Source organism: Mycobacterium sp. 1245801.1, from assembly GCF_001673055.1.
Classification (GTDB): domain Bacteria; phylum Actinomycetota; class Actinomycetes; order Mycobacteriales; family Mycobacteriaceae; genus Mycobacterium; species Mycobacterium europaeum_A.
Genome location: NZ_LZKY01000137.1, coordinates 18,707 through 42,097, shown reverse-complemented (window position 1 = coordinate 42,097; position 23,391 = coordinate 18,707). Strand labels below are relative to the sequence as shown.

Annotated in this window: 18 protein-coding genes; 10 read left to right on the top strand and 8 right to left on the bottom strand. The window is 68.3% G+C overall.

All coding sequences use genetic code 11. The features are described 5' to 3' along the window. The first annotated feature begins 182 nt into the window (after window positions 1-182). The 3 genes from sucC (at window position 183) to A5622_RS08295 (ending at window position 3,884) form a co-directional block, all read left to right on the top strand. On the top strand, window positions 183-1,364 hold the full coding sequence (gene sucC / locus A5622_RS08305) for an ADP-forming succinate--CoA ligase subunit beta (protein WP_066877839.1): 1,182 nt from the start codon (window positions 183-185) through the stop codon (window positions 1,362-1,364). A gap of 12 nt (window positions 1,365-1,376) precedes the next feature. Then, window positions 1,377-2,279, top strand: a complete 903-nt coding sequence (gene sucD, locus A5622_RS08300; protein ID WP_066877837.1) for a succinate--CoA ligase subunit alpha — start codon at window positions 1,377-1,379, stop codon at window positions 2,277-2,279. An 81-nt stretch (window positions 2,280-2,360) separates the two neighbouring features. Beyond that, window positions 2,361-3,884, top strand: coding sequence for an acetyl-CoA acetyltransferase (locus A5622_RS08295; RefSeq protein WP_066877836.1), 1,524 nt, complete (start codon window positions 2,361-2,363; stop codon window positions 3,882-3,884). A 107-nt stretch (window positions 3,885-3,991) separates the two neighbouring features. Here A5622_RS08295 and A5622_RS08290 read toward each other — a convergent pair whose 3' ends face one another. Beyond that, the gene (locus A5622_RS08290; RefSeq protein WP_066866696.1) at window positions 3,992-4,840 is read right to left on the bottom strand and encodes an LLM class F420-dependent oxidoreductase; all 849 of its coding nucleotides are present in this window, start codon (window positions 4,838-4,840) and stop codon (window positions 3,992-3,994) included. Window positions 4,841-5,094: 254 nt separating this feature from the next. Here A5622_RS08290 and A5622_RS08285 point away from each other — a divergent pair, with 254 nt between their 5' ends. From A5622_RS08285 to A5622_RS08255, 7 genes are all read left to right on the top strand, one after another. After that, on the top strand, window positions 5,095-6,006 hold the full coding sequence (locus A5622_RS08285) for a DUF5336 domain-containing protein (RefSeq protein ID WP_066877835.1): 912 nt from the start codon (window positions 5,095-5,097) through the stop codon (window positions 6,004-6,006). Window positions 6,007-6,053: 47 nt separating this feature from the next. Next, window positions 6,054-7,421: a DUF6350 family protein gene (locus A5622_RS08280; protein ID WP_066877834.1), complete on the top strand. Its 1,368-nt coding sequence runs from the start codon at window positions 6,054-6,056 to the stop codon at window positions 7,419-7,421. A gap of 119 nt (window positions 7,422-7,540) precedes the next feature. After that, entirely contained in the window at window positions 7,541-8,188 is a 648-nt protein-coding gene (gene purN / locus A5622_RS08275) for a phosphoribosylglycinamide formyltransferase (RefSeq protein ID WP_066871991.1), read from the top strand. Further along, the gene (gene purH / locus A5622_RS08270; protein ID WP_066877833.1) at window positions 8,185-9,780 is read left to right on the top strand and encodes a bifunctional phosphoribosylaminoimidazolecarboxamide formyltransferase/IMP cyclohydrolase; all 1,596 of its coding nucleotides are present in this window, start codon (window positions 8,185-8,187) and stop codon (window positions 9,778-9,780) included. Before purN ends, purH begins: the two co-directional genes overlap by 4 nt. An 88-nt stretch (window positions 9,781-9,868) precedes the next feature. Further along, on the top strand, window positions 9,869-11,263 hold the full coding sequence (locus A5622_RS08265; protein WP_066877832.1) for an ATP-binding protein: 1,395 nt from the start codon (window positions 9,869-9,871) through the stop codon (window positions 11,261-11,263). Further along, window positions 11,256-13,292 carry a VWA domain-containing protein gene (locus A5622_RS08260; RefSeq protein ID WP_082994548.1) on the top strand — a complete coding sequence of 679 codons (2,037 nt, stop codon included), beginning with the start codon at window positions 11,256-11,258 and terminating at the stop codon, window positions 13,290-13,292. Before A5622_RS08265 ends, A5622_RS08260 begins: the two co-directional genes overlap by 8 nt. 79 nt (window positions 13,293-13,371) lie before the next feature. Further along, a complete protein-coding gene (locus A5622_RS08255; RefSeq protein ID WP_066871979.1) occupies window positions 13,372-14,220 on the top strand; it encodes an aldo/keto reductase in 849 nt (282 codons plus the stop codon). A gap of 9 nt (window positions 14,221-14,229) precedes the next feature. Here A5622_RS08255 and A5622_RS08250 read toward each other — a convergent pair whose 3' ends face one another. From A5622_RS08250 to A5622_RS08220, 7 genes are all read right to left on the bottom strand, one after another. After that, window positions 14,230-14,832, bottom strand: coding sequence for a DUF1707 domain-containing protein (locus tag A5622_RS08250; protein ID WP_066871977.1), 603 nt, complete (start codon window positions 14,830-14,832; stop codon window positions 14,230-14,232). A gap of 133 nt (window positions 14,833-14,965) precedes the next feature. Next, window positions 14,966-15,745, bottom strand: coding sequence for an enoyl-CoA hydratase family protein (locus A5622_RS08245; RefSeq protein WP_066877829.1), 780 nt, complete (start codon window positions 15,743-15,745; stop codon window positions 14,966-14,968). Further along, window positions 15,745-16,911: an acyl-CoA dehydrogenase family protein gene (locus tag A5622_RS08240; RefSeq protein WP_066871971.1), complete on the bottom strand. Its 1,167-nt coding sequence runs from the start codon at window positions 16,909-16,911 to the stop codon at window positions 15,745-15,747. Before A5622_RS08240 ends, A5622_RS08245 begins: the two co-directional genes overlap by 1 nt. After that, window positions 16,908-18,887, bottom strand: coding sequence for a biotin carboxylase N-terminal domain-containing protein (locus A5622_RS08235; RefSeq protein ID WP_066877828.1), 1,980 nt, complete (start codon window positions 18,885-18,887; stop codon window positions 16,908-16,910). Before A5622_RS08235 ends, A5622_RS08240 begins: the two co-directional genes overlap by 4 nt. A gap of 5 nt (window positions 18,888-18,892) precedes the next feature. Then, a complete protein-coding gene (locus tag A5622_RS08230; protein ID WP_156749383.1) occupies window positions 18,893-20,482 on the bottom strand; it encodes an acyl-CoA carboxylase subunit beta in 1,590 nt (529 codons plus the stop codon). A 2-nt stretch (window positions 20,483-20,484) separates the two neighbouring features. Then, complete coding sequence (locus A5622_RS08225) at window positions 20,485-21,633, bottom strand: acyl-CoA dehydrogenase family protein (RefSeq protein ID WP_066877826.1); 1,149 nt, start codon at window positions 21,631-21,633, stop codon at window positions 20,485-20,487. After that, the gene (locus A5622_RS08220) at window positions 21,630-23,360 is read right to left on the bottom strand and encodes an acyclic terpene utilization AtuA family protein (protein WP_066877825.1); all 1,731 of its coding nucleotides are present in this window, start codon (window positions 23,358-23,360) and stop codon (window positions 21,630-21,632) included. The genes A5622_RS08225 and A5622_RS08220 overlap by 4 nt, the downstream gene beginning before the upstream one ends. Between the last annotated feature and the right edge of the window lie 31 nt (window positions 23,361-23,391).

Here is a 23,391-nt window from a genome sequence, read left to right as displayed (position 1 = left end):
GGGCGGAATTGTGATTTGGATCACGCGGACGGTCAACCCATAGCTCGTGAGCTGTGCCACATCGGCGGACGCGGCGGTCAAAGGCATTTGAGGGGTGGATACAGTTCGTCCGTGCGAGTTGCCCAGTGCGGCACCGCCCACCAAGAGGCCTAGTAGTTGAGTCGAGCGAAGACAGAGAGTCCATGGACCTTTTCGAGTATCAAGCAAAAGAATTGTTCGCCAAGCACAACGTACCGACTACGCCGGGACGCGTGACCGACACCGCCGAGGGCGCTCGCGAGATCGCCACCGAGATCGGTCGCCCGGTGATGGTCAAGGCGCAGGTGAAGGTCGGCGGGCGCGGCAAGGCGGGTGGCGTCAAGTACGCGGCGACGCCCGAGGACGCCTACGAGCACGCCAAGAACATCCTCGGCCTGGACATCAAGGGCCACGTGGTGAAGAAGCTGCTGGTCGCCGAGGCCAGCGACATCGCCGAGGAGTACTACATCTCCTTCCTGCTCGACCGCGCCAACCGCACCTACCTGGCCATGTGCTCGGTCGAGGGCGGCATGGAAATCGAGGAGGTGGCCGCCACCAAGCCGGAGCGGCTGGCCAAGGTTCCGGTGGACGCCGTCAAGGGCGTCGACCTGGCGACCGCGCGGTCCATCGCCGAGCAGGGCCACCTGCCCGCCGAGGTGCTGGACGCCGCCGCGGTCACCATCAACAAGCTGTGGGAGGTCTTCGTCGCCGAGGACGCCACCCTGGTCGAGGTCAACCCGCTGGTGCGCACTCCCTCCCGCGGTGAGGACGACCCAGGCCAGATCCTGGCGCTGGACGGCAAGGTCACGCTGGACGCCAACGCCGACTTCCGTCAGCCGGGCCACGCCGAGTTCGAGGACCGCGACGCGACCGACCCGCTCGAGCTCAAGGCCAAGGAGCATGACCTCAACTACGTCAAGTTGGACGGCTCCGTCGGCATCATCGGTAACGGGGCGGGCCTGGTCATGTCGACGCTCGACGTCGTCGCCTACGCGGGCGAGAAGCACGGCGGGGTCAAGCCGGCCAACTTCCTCGACATCGGCGGTGGCGCGTCGGCCGAGGTGATGGCCGCGGGCCTCGACGTCATCCTGAACGACAAGCAGGTCAAGAGCGTGTTCGTGAACGTGTTCGGCGGCATCACATCCTGCGACGCCGTCGCCAACGGCATCGTGACCGCGCTGAACATGCTCGGCGACGAGGCCAACAAGCCGCTCGTGGTCCGGCTCGACGGCAACAACGTCGACGAAGGCCGCCGGATCCTGGCCCAAGCCAACCACCCGCTGGTGATCCAGGCCGAGACCATGGACGCCGGTGCCGACAAAGCCGCCGAGCTGGCGAACAAGTAAGGGAACCAAGCTATGTCGATCTTCCTGAACAAAGACTCCAAGGTCATCGTCCAGGGCATCACCGGCGGTGAGGGCACCAAGCACACCGCCCTGATGCTCAAGGCCGGCACCCAGGTGGTGGGCGGCGTGAACGCCCGCAAGGCGGGCACGACCGTGTCGCACGTGGACCCGGTCGGCAAGGACGTCGAGCTGCCCGTGTTCGGCACCGTCGCCGAAGCGATCAAGGAAACCGGCGCCAACGTCTCGGTCGTGTTCGTGCCGCCGAAGTTCGCCAAGGACGCCGTCATCGAGGCCATCGACGCCGAGATCCCGCTGCTGGTCGTCATCACCGAGGGAATTCCGGTGCAGGACAGCGCCTATGCGTGGGCCTACAACGTCGACAAGGGGCAGAAGACCCGCATCATCGGGCCGAACTGCCCGGGCATCATCACCCCGGGCGAGGCGCTGGCCGGCATCACGCCGGCCAACATCAGCGGCCCCGGTCCGGTCGGGCTGGTGTCCAAGTCGGGCACCCTGACCTACCAGATGATGTACGAGCTGCGCGATTTCGGCTTCTCCACCTCGATCGGTATCGGCGGTGACCCGGTGATCGGGACCACCCACATCGACGCCATCGAGGCCTTCGAGAAGGACCCCGACACCAAGGTCATCGTGATGATCGGTGAGATCGGCGGTGACGCCGAGGAGCGGGCGGCCGACTACATCAAGGCCAACGTGTCCAAGCCGGTCGTCGGTTACGTCGCGGGATTCACCGCGCCGGAGGGCAAGACGATGGGCCACGCTGGCGCCATCGTGTCCGGCTCGTCGGGCACCGCGGCCGCCAAGAAGGAGGCCCTGGAGGCCGCCGGCGTCAAGGTCGGCAAGACGCCGTCGGAGACCGCCGCGCTCGCCCGGGAGATCCTGCAGAGCCTGTGAGCAGGGCCGTTCGCGGCCAAATTGGAACACGTTTCAGGTTTCGGTTAGCCTGACGAATTAACACTTGTCAGGAGGCCTGTAATGCCGGTGCATCCCCGCACCCCGGTGCTCGTCGGCGTCGGCCAGTTCACCGAGCGCATCGACGACGCTGACTACCGGGGCATGTCGGCGGTCGACCTCGCGACGGCCGCCGCGCAGGCGGCCCTTGCCGACACGGGCGCCAACGGCGTTGCACAGGCCGTCGACACCGTCTTCGGGCTTCGGCAATTCGAGATCTCCGGCCCGATGCCGGCGACGCTCGGCAAGTCGAACAACTACCCGCGCTCGGTGATGAACCGGCTCGGCGGCGACCCAACCCGGGTGGTACTGGAACCGGTCGGCGGGCAGGGGCCGCAGAAGCTCGTCACGGAGGCGGGCAACACCATCGTGGCGGGCGACGCCGACGTGGTGCTGATCATGGGCTCGGAGCCGGGGTCGACGGCGCGCTACTTCGCCAACCGTGACGACAAGCCGGACTTCACCGAAGACGTCGAGGGTCAACTGGAGGATCGCGGTCACCAGATCTCGAGTTACATCGACGAATACACCATCCAGCACGGTTTGACCGGGGCGCCGGTGCAGTACGGGCTGCTCGAGAACGCCCGCCGCGCCCGCCTGGGACGCAGCGTGGCCGACTATCGGCGCGAGATGGCCGAACTGTTCGCCCCGATGTCCAAAGTGGCTGCCAAGAACCCGTTTTCGTCATCGCCGGTCGAGCGGTCGGTCGAGGAGATCATCACGGTCACCGACGACAACCGGATGATCAGTGACCCATACCCCCGGTTGCTCGTCGCCCGCGATCAGGTCAACCAGGGCGCGGCGGCGGTGCTGATGTCCGTGGAAGCCGCGACCCGCCTCGGTGTGGCGCAAGACAAATGGGTTTACCTGCACGGCCACTCCGACATGGTCGAGCAGGCGATGCTCGACCGCGTCGACCTCGGGGCCAGCCCGGCGGCGGTCCACGCGGCCCGAGAAGCGTTGCGGTTAGCGGGAATTGGCGTTGACGACATCGCCACCTTTGATCTGTACAGCTGCTTCCCGTTCCCGGTCTTCGTCATCTGCGAAGCTCTCGGCATCGACGGCGACGACCCGCGCGGTCTGACCTTGACCGGCGGATTGCCGTACTTCGGTGGCCCCGGCAACAGCTACTCCCTGCACGCTATCGCCGAGACGGTCGCGCAGATGCGGGACAGGCCAGGGCAGTTCGGCCTCGTCGGCGCCAACGGCGGGATCATGAGCAAGTACTCCGTCGGCATCTACTCGACCACACCTGTGGACTGGCGCACCGACAACTGTGCGGAGCTGAACAAGCAGGTTGAAGCGCTGCCCAAGGTCAACGTCACCAAAACGCCCGACGGTGAAGCGACGATCGAGACGTACTCCGTGCGCTACGACTGGCCGGTCCGGACCGGCATCATCGTCGGCAGGCTCGAGACGGACACAACGCGATTCATGGCGACGACCGACGACGAGGATCTGGTCGCGTTGATGTGCGACGGCGATCCGCTCGGTGCGGAAATCTCGGTGTGGTCGACCGGTAACGGTAACCGCGCGTCGCTGCGTTAGCGGCTGTCGCCGTCGCGACACATAAACCACGCACCCGACACGCCGTCACGCGTCGCACTGGTTTAAGTCTCGGCGTTCACGGGCTCGGCGACACGCCTGGCCTGGGGTCAGACCAGGGCGGCGAGCTTGCCGGCCAAGCGCTCGACGTAGGCGGCGACCTCGTCCTCGGATTTGTCCGGCAGTCCGAACAGCACCTCGGTCACGCCGAGCTCGGCCCACTTGGCCAGCTTCTCGGGCACCGGCTTGAAGTCCAGCGCCACGATCTGCGGGGCGCCGTCGCGGCCCGCGGCCGCCCAGGTGTCCTGCAGCAACTTGACCGGCTCGTCGATGTCGAAGTCGCGCGGGGTGGTGATCCAGCCGTCGGCGCTGCGGGCGATCCACTTGAAGTTCTTCTCGGTGCCCGCCGCGCCGACCAGCACCGGGACGTGCGGCTGCACGGGCTTGGGCCAGGCCCAGCTGGGACCGAACTTGACGAACTCGCCATCGTAGGAGGCTTCTTCTTCGGTCCACAGCGCCCGCATCGCCTCGAGATACTCGCGCAGCATCGTGCGGCGCCGGCCCGGCGGCACATTGTGGTCGGCGAGTTCGTCGGTGTTCCAGCCGAACCCGACGCCCAGGCTGACCCGTCCGCCGGACAGGTGGTCAAGGGTGGCAATACTTTTCGCCAACGTGATCGGGTCGTGTTCGACGGGAAGAGCCACCGCGGTGGACAGCCGCACCCGCGAGGTGACCGCGCACGCCGCGCCCAGGCTCACCCAGGGGTCTAGTGTCCGCATGTAGCGATCGTCGGGCAGCGACTCGTCCCCGGTGGTGGGGTGAGCCGCCTCGCGCTTCACCGGAATGTGGGTGTGTTCTGGCACGTAGAAGGTCGTAAAGCCGTGGTCGTCGGCGAGCTTCGCGGCCTTCGCCGGGGAGATGCCACGATCGCTGGTAAAAAGCACAAGCCCGTAATCCATGGGGTGAATTAGAACGTGTTCTACCTCCGCTGGGCAAGCCGTCGTGAAACGGACCGTCTCGCGAGCAGGTCGCGGGCCCGCCGATGCGGACGTCACCGAGCAAGCCGGTGGCAGCGGCACGGGCTGCCGCACGTGCGCTAGCGTGGGTGATCGACCGCGTCGCTAACGCAGCGAGGCGCCTGGAAGCACAGCGTTGCACTGCAACTGTGGCGACCGCTAGGCAGTTCAAGGCACTGGAAGCAACAGGAGGAGCCATGACCTACTCTCCCGGAAGCCCGGGCTATCCACCGGCGCAACCCGGCGGCGCCTATGCGGGCGGCACACCGTCCTTCGCCAAGGACGACCACGGAACGAGCAAGCTGCCGTTCTACCTGAACATCGCGGTGGTGGTTCTCGGTCTGGCCGCCTACCTTCTGAACTTCGGCCCCACCTTTACCATCGGCGCCGACCTCGGCCCGGGCATCGGTGGCCGCGCCGGTGACGCCGGCACCGCGGTCGTGGTTGCCGTGCTGGCGGCGCTGCTCGCCGGGCTCGGCCTGCTGCCGAAGGCCAGGAACTACGCGGGAGTCGTCGCGGTCATCGCGGTGCTGGGTGCCTTGCTCGCCATCACCGAGACGATCAACCTGCCCGCCGGTTTCTCGATCGGCTGGGCGATGTGGCCGCTGGTGGCGGCCGTCGTGCTGCAGGCGATCGCCGCCGTCGTCGTGGTCCTGCTGGACTCCGGGGTGATCACCGCCCCGGCGCCGCGGCCCAAATACGACCCGTACGCGCAGTATGGCCAGTACGGGCAATACGGCCAATACGGTCAGCAGCAGCCCTACTACGGTCAGCAGCCGGGCGGCCAGCAGCACGGCGGGCAGCAGCAGTCGCCGCAGGGCTACGGTTCGCAGTACGGCGGCTATTCGCCGAGCGCGGCGCCCACCCAGAGCGGCGCTCCGACCGGCGGTTTCGGAGCTCAGCCCTCGCCGCAGTCCGGACCGCAACCGTCCGCGCAGCAGCACGGCTCGAACACGCCGCCCACCGGCTTCCCCAGCTTCAGCCCCCCGCCCAACGTCGGCGGATCGGACTCCTCTGCGACGGCAAACTTCTCCGAGCAGGGTGGGGGCCAGCAGTTCGGCCACGAGCAGCAGTCGCCGTCGTCACCGTCTGGGCCAGCGCCCTCCTAACCGTGCGCTGTCGCGCCTAGTCGGGGACGTGCCCCAGAGTGACACGGGTGGAGGACAACCGGGCAGCGGGCGCTCGCCAGGCGCGTGACCTCGTCAGGGTCGCGTTCGCCCCCGCGGTGGTGGCGTTGGTCATCATCGCCGCGGTCACGCTGATCCAGTTGTTGATCGCCAACAGCGACATGACCGGCGCGCTGGGCGCCATCGCCAGCATGTGGCTGGGCGTGCACCAGGTACCGGTCTCGATCGGCGGTCGCGTGCTCGGTGTGATGCCGCTGCTGCCGGTCCTGTTGATGGTCTGGGCCACCGCACGCAGCACCGCCCGGGCCACGACGCCCTACTCGTCGTGGCTGGTCGTCCGCTGGGTCGTCGCCTCGGCGCTGGGCGGCCCGTTGTTCATGACGGCGATCGCCCTGGCGGTCATCCACGACGCATCCTCGGTGATCACCGAGCTGCAAACGCCCAGTGCGCTACGCGCGTTCCTCAGCGTGCTCGCGGTGCATGCCGCCGGCGCCGGCATCGGGGTGTGGTCCCGGGTGGGGCCGCGCGCGCTCGCGGCGGCGTCGCTGCCCTTCTGGCTGGGCGACTCGCTGCGCGCCGCTTCCGCCGGGGTATTGGCGTTGCTCGGGCTCTCCGGCTTCGTGACGGCCGGGTCGCTGGTGGTGCATTGGTCAACCATGCAGGAGCTCTACGGCATCACCGATTCGATCTTCGGCGAGTTCAGCCTCACCGTGCTGTCGATGCTGTACGCGCCCAACGTGATTGTCGGCACCGCGGCAATGGCCGTCGGCTCCAGCGCGCACATCGGATTCGCGACCTTCAGTTCGTTCACCGTGTTCGGTGGTGACATCCCGGCCGTGCCGGTGCTGGCCGCGGTCCCCAGGCCGCCGCTGGGGCCGGTGTGGGTGGCGCTGCTCATCATCGGTGCGTCGTCGGGTGTGGCGGTCGGGCAGCAGTGCGCCCGGCGGGCGCTGCCGTTGCTGGCGGCCGCGGCCAAGCTGCTGGTCGCCGCGGTCGTGGGCGCGCTGGTGATGTCCGTGATCGCGTACGCCGGCAGCGGCCAGCTGGGTAACTTCGGGCACGTCGGCGTCGACCAGGGCGCGTTGCTCGTCGGCGTCTTCTTCTGGTTCGCGGTCGTCGGCGGGATCACGGTGGTGATGACCGGCGGGGTCAGCCGCCGTCCCCGGCGGCCCAAGGTCAAGCCCGCAGCGGCCGCGGCGGCCGAGGAACCGGCCGACTTCGCGGGCGTCTTCGACGACGAGCCGTCGCCCGACGAGGAGGAGGGGATCCCTGGGGAGGCGGGTGACGCGCTGGATCCGCCCGCGGGCGAGGCCGCCGAACCCGACCCCCCGATGACCGACACGCCATCCCCGCGCGAGCCAGGACAAGAAGCCACCGAGCGAGATTCCGAGGATTAAGCCTTCCGCCGGCCGCCGCGCGACAACCCGGTTGGCGCCGACGGGGTGCCGAGGTCGATCGCCCGACTCTGCTCACGTCGCTGCACGACCCGCATCGTCGGCGGGCTAGGCTCGCCGATGTGGTCGAACCGCTCCATGTGCCCCCGAACGCACCGGCACGGGTAGTGGTACTGGCGTCGGGCACCGGGTCGCTGCTGAATTCGCTGTTGACCTCCGCCGTCGCGGATTACCCGGCCCGGGTGGTCGCCGTCGGCGCCGACCGCGACTGCCTGGCCACCGAGATCGCCGCGGCCGCGTCCGTGCCCGCCTTCACCGTCCGGCTCGGCGAGCACCCCGACCGCGCCGCCTGGGACGCCGCCATCACCGAGGCCACCGCCGCACACTCGCCCGACCTGGTGGTCTCCGCCGGGTTCATGAAAATCCTTGGGCCGCAGTTCCTTTCACGGTTCTACGGTCGGGTCATCAACACCCATCCGGCGCTGTTGCCGGCGTTTCCGGGTGCGCACGGGGTGGCCGACGCATTGGCCTACGGTGTCAAGGTCACAGGCTGTACGGTGCACCTGGTGGACGCCGGGACGGACACCGGGCCGATTCTGGCGCAGGAATCCGTTCCGGTGCTCGACGGCGACACCGAAGAGACTCTGCACGAACGCATCAAAGTCACCGAACGGAAGCTCCTGGTGGACGTGGTGGCCGCGATCGCAACACGCGGCCTGACCCTGGTCGGGAGAAAAGCGACGATCGGACGAAAGGCGACGAACCGATGAGCACCGACGACTGGCGGGAAGACGCCAAACGGCCGATCCGGCGCGCCCTGATCAGCGTGTACGACAAGACCGGGCTCGTCGACCTCGCCCAGGGACTGGCGGCCGCGGGTGTCGAGATCGTGTCGACCGGATCCACGGCGAAGGTCATTGCCGACAAAGGCATTCCGGTGACCCGGGTCGAGGAGCTGACCGGATTTCCCGAAGTGCTCGACGGCCGGGTCAAGACGCTGCACCCGCGCGTGCACGCGGGCCTGCTGGCGGACCTCCGCAAGCCCGAGCACGCCGCCGCGCTCGAGGAGCTCGGGATCGCGGCGTTCGAGCTCGTCGTCGTCAACCTGTACCCCTTCACCGAGACCGTCGACTCCGGGGCCAGCATCGACGAATGCGTCGAGCAGATCGACATCGGCGGCCCGTCGATGGTGCGGGCCGCGGCGAAGAACCACCCCAGCGTGGCGGTGATCGTCGACCCGCAGGGCTACGACGGAGTGTTGGCCGCGGTACGGTCGGGCGGGTTTAGCCTCGCCGAGCGCAAAAAGCTGGCGTCACTTGCCTTTCAGTACACCGCCGAGTACGACATCGCCGTCGCGAGCTGGATGGAGTCGACGCTGGCTCCCGAACATCCGCCGACGACTTTCCCGAAGTGGCTGGGCCGCAACTGGCGTCGCTCGGCGATGCTGCGCTACGGCGAGAACCCGCACCAGCAGGCGGCGCTGTACAGCGACCCCGGCGCCTGGCCAGGACTGGCGCAGGCCGAGCAGCTGCACGGAAAAGAGATGTCCTACAACAACTTCACCGATGCGGACGCGGCCTGGCGGGCCGCCTTCGACCACGAAGAGACCTGCGTCGCAATCATCAAGCACGCCAACCCATGTGGCATCGCCATCTCCTCGGAATCGGTCGCGGACGCGCACCGCAAGGCGCACGAATGCGATCCGTTGAGCGCCTTCGGCGGGGTCATCGCGTCCAACACCGAAGTCAGCCTGGAGATGGCCGAATACGTCAGCACCATCTTCACCGAGGTCATCGTCGCCCCCGCCTACGAGCCGGCCGCCCTGGAGGCCTTGACCCGCAAGAAGAACATCCGGGTGCTGGTGGCCTCGGAGCCGCTGACCGGTGGGACCGAGCTGCGGCCGATCAGCGGCGGACTTTTGGTGCAGCAGCGCGACGAGCTCGACGCGCACGGCGACAACCCCGCGAATTGGACGCTGGCCACCGGCTCACCGGCCGATCCGGCGACGCTGGCCGACCTGGTGTTCGCCTGGCGCGTCTGTCGCGCCGTCAAATCGAATGCGATCGTGATCGCCGGCGGCGGAGCCACCATCGGCGTCGGCATGGGTCAGGTGAACCGGGTCGACGCGGCGCGGCTGGCCGTTGAAAGAGGGAATGCGCGCGGCGGCGACCGGGTGCACGGCGCCGTCGCGGCCTCCGACGCGTTCTTCCCGTTCCCCGACGGGCTCGAGACGCTGACCGGCGCCGGGGTGAAGGCGATCGTGCACCCCGGCGGATCGGTGCGCGACGACGAAGTGACCGCGGCGGCCGCCAACGCCGGCATTTCGCTCTATCTGACCGGGGCGCGCCACTTCGCGCACTAGCCACGGTGTGCGCGTGCGACGCGCCTGTCAATAAGCGTCTAGTGAACGCCCTTGGCATGACTCGTCAGAGCGCGCGTCGTAGCGTGGAGTGGTGACGTCACCGAGCAACCTGCCCCGCACCGTCGGCCAGCTGCGCGCCGCCGGTCATCGTGAACGGGGAGTCAAGCAGGAAATCCGCGAAAATCTGCTCGCACGCCTCGCCGAAGGCGGGGATGGCGAAGCCATCTGGCCGGGCATTCTGGGATTCGACGACACCGTGCTGCCGCAACTGGAGCGGGCGCTGATCGCCGGTCATGACTTCGTGCTGCTCGGTGAGCGCGGCCAGGGCAAGACCCGGCTGCTGCGCGCACTGATCGGCCTGCTCGACGAGTGGACGCCGGTGATCGCCGGTGCCGAGCTCGGGGAGCACCCGTACAGCCCGATCACCCCGGAGTCCATCCGCAAGGCCGCCACCCTCGGCGACGACCTGCCCATCGAGTGGCGGCACCGCAGCGAGCGCTACACCGAGAAGCTCGCCACCCCGGACACCAGCGTCGCCGACCTGGTCGGCGACATCGACCCGATCAAGGTCGCCGAGGGCCGCAGCCTGGGCGACCCCGAGACCATCGCCTACGGCCTGATCCCGCGCGCACACCGCGGCATCGTCGCCGTCAACGAGCTGCCCGACCTGGCCGAGCGCATCCAGGTATCGATGCTCAACGTGATGGAGGAGCGCGACATCCAGGTCCGCGGCTACACCTTGCGCCTGCCGCTGGACGTTCTCGTGGTCGCCAGCGCCAACCCCGAGGACTACACCAACCGCGGTCGCATCATCACCCCGCTCAAAGACCGGTTCGGTGCCGAGATCCGCACGCACTACCCGTTGGAACTCGACGCGGAAGTCGGTGTGATCGCGCAGGAAGCGCACCTGTCGGCCCAGGTTCCCGATTACCTGATGCAGGTCATCGCCCGGTTCGCCCGCTACCTGCGGGAGTCCAACTCCGTCGATCAACGCTCCGGGGTGTCGGCGCGGTTCGCGATCGCCGCCGCCGAGACCGTCGCCGCCGCCGCGCGGCATCGGGGCGCGGTGCTGGGGGAGACCGATCCGGTGGCCCGGGTGGTCGACCTGGGCACGGTGATCGACGTGTTGCGCGGCAAGCTGGAGTTCGAGTCCGGCGAGGAGGGCCGCGAACAGGCCGTGCTCGAGCACCTGTTGCGCCGGGCGACCGCGGACACCGCGTCGCGGGTGCTCGGCGGCATCGACGTCGGATCCTTGGTGTCCGCGGTGGAGGGCGGTTCGGCCGTGACGACCGGTGAGCGGGTGTCGGCCAAGGACGTACTGGCCGCGGTGCCGAGCCTGCCGGTGGTCGACAAGATCGCGGCCAAGCTCGGGGCGCAGTCGGAGGGCGAACGCGCCGCGGCGCTGGAACTGGCGCTCGAGGCGCTGTATCTGGCCAAGCGCATCGACAAGGTATCCGGGGAGGGTCAAACCGTCTATGGCTAGGTCTGATGGTGACGACCCGCAGCGCCCGGCTACGCCGCGCTCGCCATCGTCACGAGGGCATTCCTCGCGCTACTCGGCGTACACCGGCGGGCCGGACCCGCTGGCCCCGCCGGTGGATCTGCGCGAGGCGCTCGAACAGATCGGCCAGGATGTCATGGCCGGCACGTCGCCGCGGCGCGCACTGTCCGAGCTGCTGCGCCGCGGCACCAAGAACCTGCCGGGCGCGGACCGGCTGGCCGCCGAGGCCAACCGGCGGCGACGGGAGTTGTTGCGGCACAACAACTTAGACGGGACTCTGCAGGAGATCAAGAAGCTGCTGGATGAGGCCGTGCTGGCCGAACGCAAGGAGTTGGCCCGCGCGCTCGACGACGACGCCCGCTTCGGTGAACTGCAGCTCGATGCGTTGCCGTCATCGCCGGCCAAGGCCGTCCAGGAGCTCTCCGACTACAACTGGCGCAGCGCCGAGGCCCGCCAAAAGTACGACCAGATCAAGGATCTGCTCGGCCGCGAGATGCTCGATCAGCGCTTCGCGGGTATGAAGCAGGCGCTCGAAGGCGCCACCGACGAGGATCGTCAGCGGGTCAATCACATGGTCAATGACCTCAACGACCTGCTGGACAAGCACGCCCGCGGCGAGGACACCCAGCAGGACTTCGAAGACTTCATGGACAAGCACGGCGAGTTCTTTCCGGAGAACCCGCGCAACGTCGACGAGTTGCTGGACTCGCTGGCCAAGCGCGCCGCCGCCGCGCAGCGGTTCCGCAACAGCCTGAGCGCCGAGCAGCGCGCCGAGCTGGATGCCCTGGCGCAGCAGGCTTTTGGCTCGCCCGCCCTGATGCAGGCGCTGAACCGGCTCGATGCGCACCTGCAGGCGGCGCGACCGGGCGAGGACTGGAGCGGCTCCGAGCAGTTCTCCGGTGACAACCCGTTCGGGATGGGCGAGGGCACCCAGGCGCTGTCCGACATCGCCGAGCTGGAGCAACTGGCCGAGCAGCTCTCGCAGAGCTATCCGGGCGCGACCATGGACGACGTCGACCTCGACGCGCTGGCCCGTCAGCTCGGCGACCAGGCGGCCGTCGACGCCCGCACGCTCGCCGAATTGGAACGCGCACTGGTCAATCAGGGCTTCTTGGACCGCGGTTCCGACGGGCAGTGGCGGCTGTCGCCGAAGGCGATGCGCCGGCTCGGTGAGACGGCGCTACGCGATGTGGCGCAACAGCTTTCCGGGCGACGCGGTGAGCGCGACCACCGGCGCGCGGGCGCGGCGGGCGAACTCACCGGGGCCACTCGGCCCTGGCAGTTCGGTGACACCGAGCCGTGGAACATCTCCCGCACATTGACCAATGCCGTTCTGCGGCAATCGGGAACCGCCACCCTGGACGGACCCGACGGGCGGTTGAAAATCACCGTCGACGACGTCGAAGTCTCCGAGACCGAGACGCGGACCCAGGCCGCGGTCGCGCTGCTGGTCGACACCTCGTTCTCCATGGTGATGGAGAATCGCTGGCTGCCCATGAAGCAAACGGCGCTGGCACTCAACCACCTGGTGTGCACGCGATTTCGTTCGGATGCCTTGGAGATCATCGCCTTTGGCCGCTACGCGCGGACGGTGACCGCCGCCGAGCTCACCGGCCTGGAAGGGGTCTACGAGCAGGGCACCAACCTGCACCACGCGTTGGCGTTGGCGGGGCGCCATCTGCGTCGGCATCCCAACGCGCAGCCCGTCGTGCTGGTGGTGACCGACGGGGAGCCGACCGCGCACCTGGAGGACTTCGACGGTGACGGCGGTTCTGCTGTGTTTTTTGATTACCCACCGCACCCTCGGACCATCGCCCATACCGTGCGCGGCTTCGACGAGATGGCCCGCCTGGGCGCCCAGATCACCATCTTCCGGCTGGGCAGCGACCCGGGCCTGGCCCGGTTCATCGACCAGGTCGCCCGACGTGTCGAGGGACGGGTCGTGGTGCCCGATCTCGACGGACTGGGAGCGGCCGTGGTCGGCGACTACCTGCGGTCACGCCGCCGTTAACCCGGGCCTGCGTGGCAATGCCGATGGGGGATTGGTGTTTTCTCGACGGGGTACAGGATTTGGAGAAGGAGGAGACGTAATGAGCCAGGTTCCCACGATCGAACTCAACGACGGCGTCAGCATTCCGCAGCTGGGTTTCGGGGTGTTCCAGATCAAGCCCGACGAGACCGCCGCGGCGGTGAAGACGGCGCTCGAGATCGGATACCGTCACATCGACACGGCCGAAATGTACGGCAACGAAAAGGAAGTGGCGCAGGGCATCCGCGACGCGGGCCTGGACCGCGGTGAGGTCTTCGTCACCAGCAAGCTCAACAATGGATTTCACAAACCCGACGACGCGCGCCGCGCCTTCGACGAGACGCTGAAGAAGCTGGATTCGGACTACGTCGACCTGTTCCTCATCCACTGGCCGCTGCCCACCCTCTACGACGGCGACTTCGTGTCGACGTGGAAGGTCTTCGAAGAGTTCGCGCGGGACGGACGCGCCCGCAGCATCGGTGTGTCCAATTTCCAAGTCGCACATCTGGATCGGCTCGCAGCCGAAACCGACACCGTGCCGTCGGTCAACCAGATCGAGGTGCATCCGTACTTCGGCAACGAACAGGTCCGGGCGTACGGACGCGAGCATGGCATCGCCACCGAGGCATGGGCGCCCATCGCGCAGGGCAAGGTGCTCGACGATCCGGTGATCAACCGCGTCGCGCAGGCCCGCGGCAAGTCGGCGGCGCAGGTGGTGCTGCGCTGGCACATCCAGCGCGGCGACATCGTCTTCCCGAAGTCGGTGACACCGGAGCGGGTCAAGGAGAATTTCCAGTTGTTCGACTTCGAACTGGACGACTCCGACATGGACGCGATCTCGACGCTGGACCAGGGCGAGGCCGGACGCAACGGGCCCAACCCCGACACGTTCGATTACGTGCCCGGCTGAGGGCTACGGCTAGCCGCGTGGCCGCCGGGGCTTGCGGATGATCCCCACACCGCCCCACAGTGAGAAGCCGCGAATGTGCACGGTCGGCGCGCCGGGCGTGCCCTGTCCGTCCACCACGCGGTCGAAGTTTCCCATCACGCCGCGGCCGTGCACCTCGACGTTGACTTCGGGCGGCAGCAAAATGTTTTGCACGCCCATGATCGACATCGCATGGATGTCGACCTCGGTCGAGGTGAAGTCGGCGTAGCGCAGATCGACCACCCCGCTGCCCCACAGGGTGAAGGTGGTGAGCTTCTTCGGAACGTTCCACCGGCCGCGGCGCTCGAAGCCGCTCATCAAGGCCAGCAGTAGCGTCGAGGGCGCCGGATTGGGCTTGCCGCCGCGGCGCGGGCTGATCGGAGCCCCCGGCAGATCGGCCCGCAATTGATCCAGTTCCTCGTACGTCGTGGCCGCATAGGCCCTGGTCAAACGGTCTTCGTAGTCGTTGAGCTGCAGGCGCCCCTGTTCGGCCGCATACGCAAGCAACTGGGCAATCTGGATGCGGTCGGTATCAGCCGCGCGCGACGGCTCGCCGCGCGTGTCCTCCGCATCCCGTTGCGTTGAGTTGCTCATCACCCACGAGCCTACGACGTACAGCTTTTGCTGCAAGAGGATTGGCTAAACTGCAACCTTGCGCCGGCCCGCGCCGCACTGCCGACCGTTCGGCCGGACCCTTTGTTTGACATCTGGCTAACTTCCCGGCTGGCTAACTCGTCCAATTGGGCGCGCGCTTCTCCAGAAACGCCAGCATGCCTTCGCGGGCCTCGTCGGACACGAACAGCCGCGCGGACTCCTCGGCGAGCCGTTCGGCGTCGCGGTCGAACCCTTCCAGCACCGCGGTCGTGGTCAGCGCCTTGGATGCCGCGAGGCCCCGGGGCGAACCACGGCCGATATCGGAGACCAGTTCGTCGACCGCGGCGTCGACGTCGTCGGCGGCAACGGTGATCAGTCCGATCTCGGCCGCCTGGGCGGCGCCGAACTTCTCGCCGGTCAGGTAGTAGCGCGCCGCGGCCCGCGCCGACAGTTTCGGCAGCAGCGTCAACGAGATGATCGCCGGGGCGACGCCGATGCGGGCCTCGGTGAGCGCGAAGGTACTGCGCGGACCCGCGACCGCGATATCGCAGGCGCCCACCAGGCCGAAGCCGCCCGCGCGGACGTGCCCGTCGATGGCGGCGATCACCGGCAGCGGCGAGGAGACGATGGCCCGCATCAAGGCGACCATCTCCCGGGCGCGGGCCACCGCCATGCTGAAGGGATCGCCCCCGCCGGACTCACTCAAATCCGCACCGGCACAGAAGGTTCCACCGGTGTGGCCCAGCACCACGGTCCGTACCGCCGGGTCCGCCGAGGCGTCGCGCAACCCCTGGTGCAAGTGGTTGACCAGTGTGGTGGACAGCGCGTTGCGGTTGTGCGGTGAATTCAGGGTCAGCCGCGCGTAAGGTCCGCCCGTGTCGGCGGGTCCGGCGTATTCGACGACGGGGTCCATCAGTAGCTTCGGGGCAGGCCCAGCGATGTCTGCGCGACGAAGTTCAGCACCATCTCACGGCTGACCGGGGCGATGCGGCCCAGCCGGGCCGAGGCCAGCATGGCGGCCAGGCCGTACTCCTTGGTCAGTCCGTTGCCGCCCAGTGACTGCACCGCCTGATCCACCGAGCGCGTGGCGGCTTCGGCCGCAGCGTATTTGGCCATGTTCGCGGCCTCGGCCGCGCCCATGTCGTTGCCGGAGTCATAGAGGGTGGCGGCCTTCTGCAGCATCAGCTTGGCCAGTTCGACCTCGATGTGGCACTGCGCCAACGGGTGTGACAGCCCCTGGTGCGCGCCGATCGGCGTGCCCCACACCTGCCGGGTTTTGACGTATTCGGCGGCCCGGCCCAGCGCGTACCGTCCCATCCCGACGGAGCTCGCCGCGCCCATGATCCGTTCGGGGTTCAGGCCGGCGAAAAGCTGTGCAATGGCGGCATCTTCGGCGCCGACGAGCGCGTCGCTAGGCAGCCGCACGTCGTCGAGGAAGACCTGGAACTGCCGTTCGGGGCTGATCAGTTCCATTTCGATCGGGGTGTAGGTGAAGCCGGGCGCGTCGGTGGGCACCACGAACAGTGCGGGGCGCAGCTTGCCGGTCTTGGCCTCCTCGGTGCGGGCCACCACCAGCACCGCCTGCGCCTGGTCGATGCCGGAGATATAGACCTTCTGGCCCTTCACGATCCAGTCGCTGCCGTCCCGGCGCGCGGTCGTGGTGATCTTGTGCGAGTTAGAGCCGGCGTCGGGCTCGGTGATGGCGAACGCCATCGTCAGCGTCCCATCGGCGATGCCGGGGATCCAGCGCTTCTTCTGCTCCTCGGTGCCGAACTTGCTGATGATGGTGCCGTTGATGGCGGGCGAGACCACCATCAGCAGCAGCGCGCTGCCCGCGGCCGCCATCTCCTCCATGACCAGCGACAGCTCGTACATTCCGGCGCCGCCACCGCCGTACTCCTCCGGCAGGTTCACCCCGAGGAAGCCGAGTTTGCCTGCCTCCGACCACAATTCGTCGGTGTGTTCCTGTGCGCGGGCCTTGCGTAGGTAGTACTCGCTGCCGTAGTTGGCTGCCCAGGCCGCCACCGACTTGCGCAGGGCCTGACGCTCCTCGCTCTCGATGAAGCTGGTGTCGGTCATGCTGAATCCCCTTCTGATTGTGGCGCTTCCACTCTTGCCAGCACAGCGCCCACTTCGACTTGCTGACCGGTCTTGACGTTGAGTTCGGCGAGCACCCCGTCCACCGGGGCGGCGATGGTGTGTTCCATCTTCATGGCCTCCAGCCAGATCAGCGGCTGGCCGGCGGTGACCGTGTCGCCGATCGCGGCACCGAGCCGGATCACGCTGCCCGGCATCGGCGCCACCAGCGAGCCCTTTTCGACGGTCGAGCCGGGCTCGGGGAAACGCGGCTGCGCGGTCAAATGCACCGGCCCGCGCGCGGAATCGACGTAGACGTCGGCATCGTAGCGCCGCACCGAGAAGCCGTGCTCGACGCCGTCCACCCGCAGCACGACGGCTTTCGCCGTGGCCGACACCAGCTGCACCGACGGGTCGTCGGGAAGCGTCAAACCGGTTCTGGTGAAGCGATATTGGACCCTGATCTCGTCGCCCGCGTCGTCGTGATAGTCCCTGACCTGGTAGACCGACGGCAGGTTGCGCCAGCCGCTGGGAAGGGCGCGCAGCACCGGCGCCACGGCCCGGTTATGCGCGGCGTCGGCGAGTGCCGCGGCGATGGCGGACAGTCGGACCACCGCGGCATCGCCCAGCGGCGCCGCGAGGCGGGCCAGGTCGTGGGTATCGAAGAACGCTGTGTCGGTCGCACCGTCGAGGAACGCGGGATGCCGCAGCACGTTCACCAAAAGGTCCCGGTTGGTGCGTACGCCGTGCACGCGGGCGCGCGCCAGCGCGTCGGCGAGCACCAGCGCGGCCTGGCGTCGCGTCGGGGCGTAGGAGATGACCTTGGCCAGCATGGGGTCGTAGTGGATCGAGACCGTGAACCCGTCGACGATGCCCGAATCCAGCCGGATCCCGGTCCGGTGCCCCAGGGAACCGAACTCGGCCCGAACCGAAGGCACCTCGAAGCCGCGGACCAGGCCGGCCTGCGGCTGCCAGTTCTTGGCGGGGTCCTCGGCGTAGAGCCGGGCCTCGATCGAATGCCCTTGCGCGGCAGGAGGGTCCGAGTCCAGGCGGGCGCCGTCGGCGACGGCGAGCTGCAGCTCGACCAGATCGAGTCCGGTGGTCTCTTCGGTCACCGGGTGTTCGACCTGTAGCCGGGTGTTCATCTCGAGAAAGTAGAACTCGCCGTCGTCGTCGGCGAGGAACTCCACCGTCCCGGCGCCGGTGTAGCCGATGGCTTCGGCGGCCAACCGGGCCGCGTCGAACAGCTTGGCGCGCATGCCCGGTGTGCGCTCCACCAACGGCGAGGGCGCCTCCTCGATGATCTTCTGGTGGCGGCGCTGAATCGAGCATTCGCGTTCGCCGACCGCCCACACCGTGCCATGGGTGTCGGCCATGACCTGGACCTCGATGTGGTGTCCGGTGGGCAGGTAGCGCTCGCAGAACACCGTCGGGTCCCCGAAGGCGGACTGGGCTTCGCGGCGCGCCGCCTCCACTTCGGCTGGCAGGGCGGACAATTCGCGCACCACCCGCATGCCGCGTCCGCCGCCGCCCGCGGAGGCCTTGACCAGCACCGGCAGCTGCGCCTCGGTGACGGTGTCGGGGTCGAGCTCGTCGAGCACGGGCACCCCGGCCGCGGCCATGAGTTTCTTGGACTCGATCTTGGAGCCCATCGCGCGCACCGCATCCACCGGCGGGCCGATCCACGTCAGGCCGGCGTCGGCGACGGCGGCCGCGAAGTCGGCGTTCTCCGAGAGGAATCCGTAACCGGGGTGGATCGCGTCGGCGCCCGCGGCGCGGGCGGCGGCGATGATGGCCTGCGCGTTGAGGTAGTCGTTGGTCTTGTCCAGCCGCACCCGGGCGTCGGCCTCGGCGACGTGCGGGGCGCCGGCGTCGGGTTCGGTGTAGACGGCGACGGTGGTTAAGCCGAGCCGGCGGCAGGTGGCGAACACCCGCCGCGCGATCTCACCGCGGTTGGCGACCAGTACTCGAGTGACCATGGGGCTCACATCCGGAAGACGCCGAAGTTCGACGTCCCCTTGATCGGGCCATTGGCGATGGCGGACAAACAGATCCCCAAGACGGTGCGGGTATCTCGCGGGTCGATCACCCCGTCGTCGTAGAGCATCCCGGACAACACCAGCGGCAGCGACTCGGCTTCGATCTGGCCCTCGACCGCGGCCCGCATCGCCGCGTCGGCCTCCTCGTCGACCTGCTGGCCGCGCGCCTCGGCGGCCGCACGGGCCACGATCGACAGCACACCCGACAACTGGGCGCCGCCCATCACCGCGGACTTCGACGTCGGCCAGGCGAACAGGAACCGCGGATCGTAAGCGCGCCCGCACATGCCGTAGTGGCCCGCGCCATAGGAGGCGCCGATCAGCAGCGAGATGTGCGGGACCGTGGAGTTGGACACGGCGTTGATCATCATCGAGCCGTGCTTGATCATCCCGCCCTCTTCATAGTCCTTGCCCACCATGTAACCGGTGGTGTTGTGCAGGAACAGCAGCGGCGTGTCGGACCGGTTGGCCAGCTGGATGAACTGGGTGGCTTTCTGCGACTCCTCGCTGAACAACACGCCGCGCGCGTTGGCCAGGATGCCGATCGGATACCCGTGCAGCCGGGCCCAGCCCGTCACCAGCGACGAGCCGTACAGCGGCTTGAATTCGTCGAACTCGGAACCGTCGACGATGCGGGCGATCACTTCGCGGGGATCGAACGGGATCCGCAGATCCGCGGGCACGATGCCGATGAGTTCCTCGGTGTCGAACAGCGGCTCGGTGACCGGCTTGGGTGTCGGCCCGTGCTTGGCCCAGTTCAACCGGGCCACGATGCGGCGGCCGATGCGGATCGCGTCGAGTTCGTCGACGGCGAAGTAGTCGGCCAAACCGGAGACGCGGGCGTGCATTTCGGCGCCGCCGAGTGACTCGTCGTCGGATTCCTCGCCGGTGGCCATCTTCACCAGCGGGGGACCGGCCAGGAAGACCTTGGAACGTTCCTTGATCATCACCACGTGATCCGACATGCCCGGGACGTAGGCACCGCCCGCGGTGGAGTTGCCGAATACCAGTGCGATGGTGGGGATTCCGGCCGCTGAGAGCCGGGTGAGGTCGCGGAACATCCGCCCGCCGGGGATGAAGATCTCCTTCTGCGTGGGCAGATCCGCGCCGCCGGACTCCACCAGCGAGATCACCGGGAGCCGGTTCTCGAAGGCGATCTGGTTGGCTCGCAGGATCTTCTTCAGGGTCCACGGGTTGCTGGTGCCGCCTTTGACCGTCGGGTCGTTGGCGACGATCATGCATTCGACGCCTTCGACCACCCCGATGCCGGTGACCGTGCTGGCGCCGACCTTGAAGGCGCTGCCCCAGGCCGCCAGCGGGCTCAGTTCCAGGAACGGCGAATCCTGGTCGACCAGGGATTCGATGCGTTCGCGTGCCGTCAGCTTGCCCCGGTCATGGTGACGCTCAACGTATTTGGCCCCGCCCCCGGCCAGCGCGTTGGCCAGCTCGGTATCGATCTCCTCGAGTTTCGCAATAGCCGCCGACGCCGCGTCGGCGAAGGCGGTGGCATCGGCATCGAGGGTGGACTGCAGCACGGTCATGATTGGAATCCCAGCAGTTTGGCGGACAGTGCGGTCAGGATTTCGGTGGTTCCGCCGCCGATGCCCAGGATCCGCATGTCCCGATATTGGCGTTCGACCTCGGACTCGGCCATGTAGCCCATGCCGCCGAACAACTGGACGGCTTGGTTGGCCACCCATTCGCCGGCCTCGACGGCGGTGTTCTTGGCGAAACACACCTGCGGAATCAGTTTGGTCTCGCCGGCGAGTTGCTGCTCCACCACGTGGCGCGAGTAAACCCTGGCGACGTCGATGCGACGCGCCATCTCGGCCAACGTGTTTTGCACCGACTGCCGCGATATCAATGGGCGGCCGAATGTTTCGCGGTCGCGACACCATTGCACCGTCAGGTCCAGGCATCGCTGTGCGCTCGAATAGGCTTGTGCGGCAAGACCGATGCGTTCGGCGACGAAGGCCTGGGCGATTTGGGCGAACCCGCTGTTCTCCACGCCGACCAGGTTGGTGACCGGGACGCGGACGTCGGTGTAGGACAGCTCGGCCGTGTCCGAGGAACGCCAGCCCATCTTGTCCAGCTTGCGGCTCACCTCGAAGCCGGGCGTCCCCTTCTCGACCACCAGCAGCGAAACCCCGCCCGCGCCAGGGCCTCCGGTGCGTACCGCGGTTACCACGTAGTCGGCGCGGACCCCGGAGGTGATGTAGGTCTTGGCGCCGTTGACGATGTAGTGGTCACCATCGCGCACCGCGGAGGTACGCAGGTGCCCGACGTCGGAACCGCCGCCCGGCTCGGTGATGGCCAGCGAGCCGATCTTCTCACCGGCCAGTGTCGGCCGGACGAACTCCTCGATGAGCCGCTGATCGCCCGAGGCGATCATGTGCGGCACCGCGATGCCGCAGGTGAACAACGACGCGAACACGCCGCCCGGGGCCCCGGCCTGATGCATCTCCTCGCAGATGATCACCGCGTCGGCGCCGTCGCCGCCACCGCCGCCAACCGATTCGGGGAAGCCCGCACCCAGCAGCCCGGCGTCCCCGGCGCTGCGGTGCAATTCGCGCGGCAGCTCGCCGCTGCGCTCCCACTCGTCGACGTGGGGCAGGATCTCGCGTTCCGCGAACGAGCGCACCGTCTTTCGCAGCTGTTCGCGCTCGGGTGTGGTCCAAAGGTTCACAGCAGACTCTCCGGGATGTCGAGGTAGCGGCCGCGGAGCCATTCGCCCAGCCCCTTGGCCTGGGGGTCGAATCGGGCCTGGTAGGCGACGCCCTGGCCGAGGATGCCGTCGATGACGAAGTTGACCGCTCGCAGATTCGGCAGCAGGTGACGCGTCACGCCGAAGTCGGCCGCTTCCGGCAGCAGTTCTCCGAGCAGCTCGACGGTCAACGTGTTGGCCAGCCATCGCCATTGCTCGTCGGTGCGTACCCACACCCCGATGTTGGCGGAGCCGCCCTTGTCGCCGCTGCGCGCGCCGGCGATGCGGCCCAGCGGCACGCGCCGGGTCGGCCCGTCCGGTAGGGGTTCGGGAAGCGGTGGCTCAGCGGCGGGGGAGAGCTCCAAAGTGTCCGTGGCGCAAGGGATGTGGACGCGGGTGCCGTCGGCGTGTACCGCAACGTGCGGTACCTGATCGGCGGCGACGTAGCCCGGGGTGAACACGCCGTAGACCTGGCCGTCAGCCGGGGGTGCGGTGACGTGGAATCCCGGATAACTGGCCAACGCCAATTCGACGGCAGCCGAAGAGAATTGGCGTCCCACGTTGGCGGGGTCGGGGTCGCGTACGACGCAGTGCAGCAGCGCACTGGCGGCTTCCTCGGTGTCGGCGTCCGGGTGGTCGGTGCGTGCCAAAGTCCACTGCAGTTCGGCGGGCTTGACGGTGAGCGCGGCGTCGAGTTGTTGGCGCACCAGGTCGGCCTTGGCCTCGATATCCAGGCCGGTCAGCACGAACGTCATCGAGTTGCGGAACCCGCCGATGCTGTTCATCGACACTTTGTAGGTGGGCGGCGGGGCCTCGCCACGCGCACCGCTGATGCGCACCCGATCCGGCCCGTCGGACGACAGCTCGACGCTGTCCATCCGGGCGGTCACGTCGGGGTTGGCGTAGCGCGCCCCGGTGATCTCGTAGAGCAGCTGCGCGGTGACGGTGTCGACGCTGACCAGGCCGCCGGTGCCCGGGTGCTTGGTGATCACCGAGGATCCGTCGGCGTGGACCTCGGCGAGCGGGAAGCCGGCGTGGGTCAACTCGGGAACCTCGGTGAAGAACGAGTAGTTACCGCCGGTGGCCTGGACCCCGCACTCGATAATATGGCCCGCGACCACCGCGCCGGCGAGCGCGTCGTAGTCGGTGCGGCCCCACCCGAAGTGCGCAGCGGCCGCCCCGACGATCACCGAGGCGTCGGTGACGCGGCCCGTGACGACGACGTCGGCGCCGTCGACCAGGCAGTCGACGATGCCCCAGGCGCCCAGGTAGGCGTTCGCCGTCAACGGGTTGCCCAGGCCGAGGTCGGCGGCACGTGACAACAGGTCGTCACCCTCCACGTGGGCGACCCGCGCGTCGATGCCCAGCCGCTGCGCCAGCGCGCGTATCGCGTCGGCCAGCCCGGATGGATTGAGGCCGCCGGCGTTGGCGACGATGCGGACCCCCCGGTCGCGGGCCTCGCCCAGGCAGTCCTCGAGCTGGGTCAGAAACGTCTTGGCGTAGCCGCGCTCGGGATGCTTCATCCGGTCGCGGCCCAGGATCAGCATGGTGAGTTCGGCGAGGTAGTCGCCGGTCAGGTAGTCGACGTCGCCGCCGGTGAGCATCTCGCGCATGGCCGACAGCCGGTCGCCGTAGAAGCCCGAGCAGTTCGCAATCCGGACGGCGCCGGAGCTGCCCAGGGCGCCAGCGGCGCCGGAAGCAGAGGCCATGCCTGTCCTCCATTCGGGGATTCACCGGGTC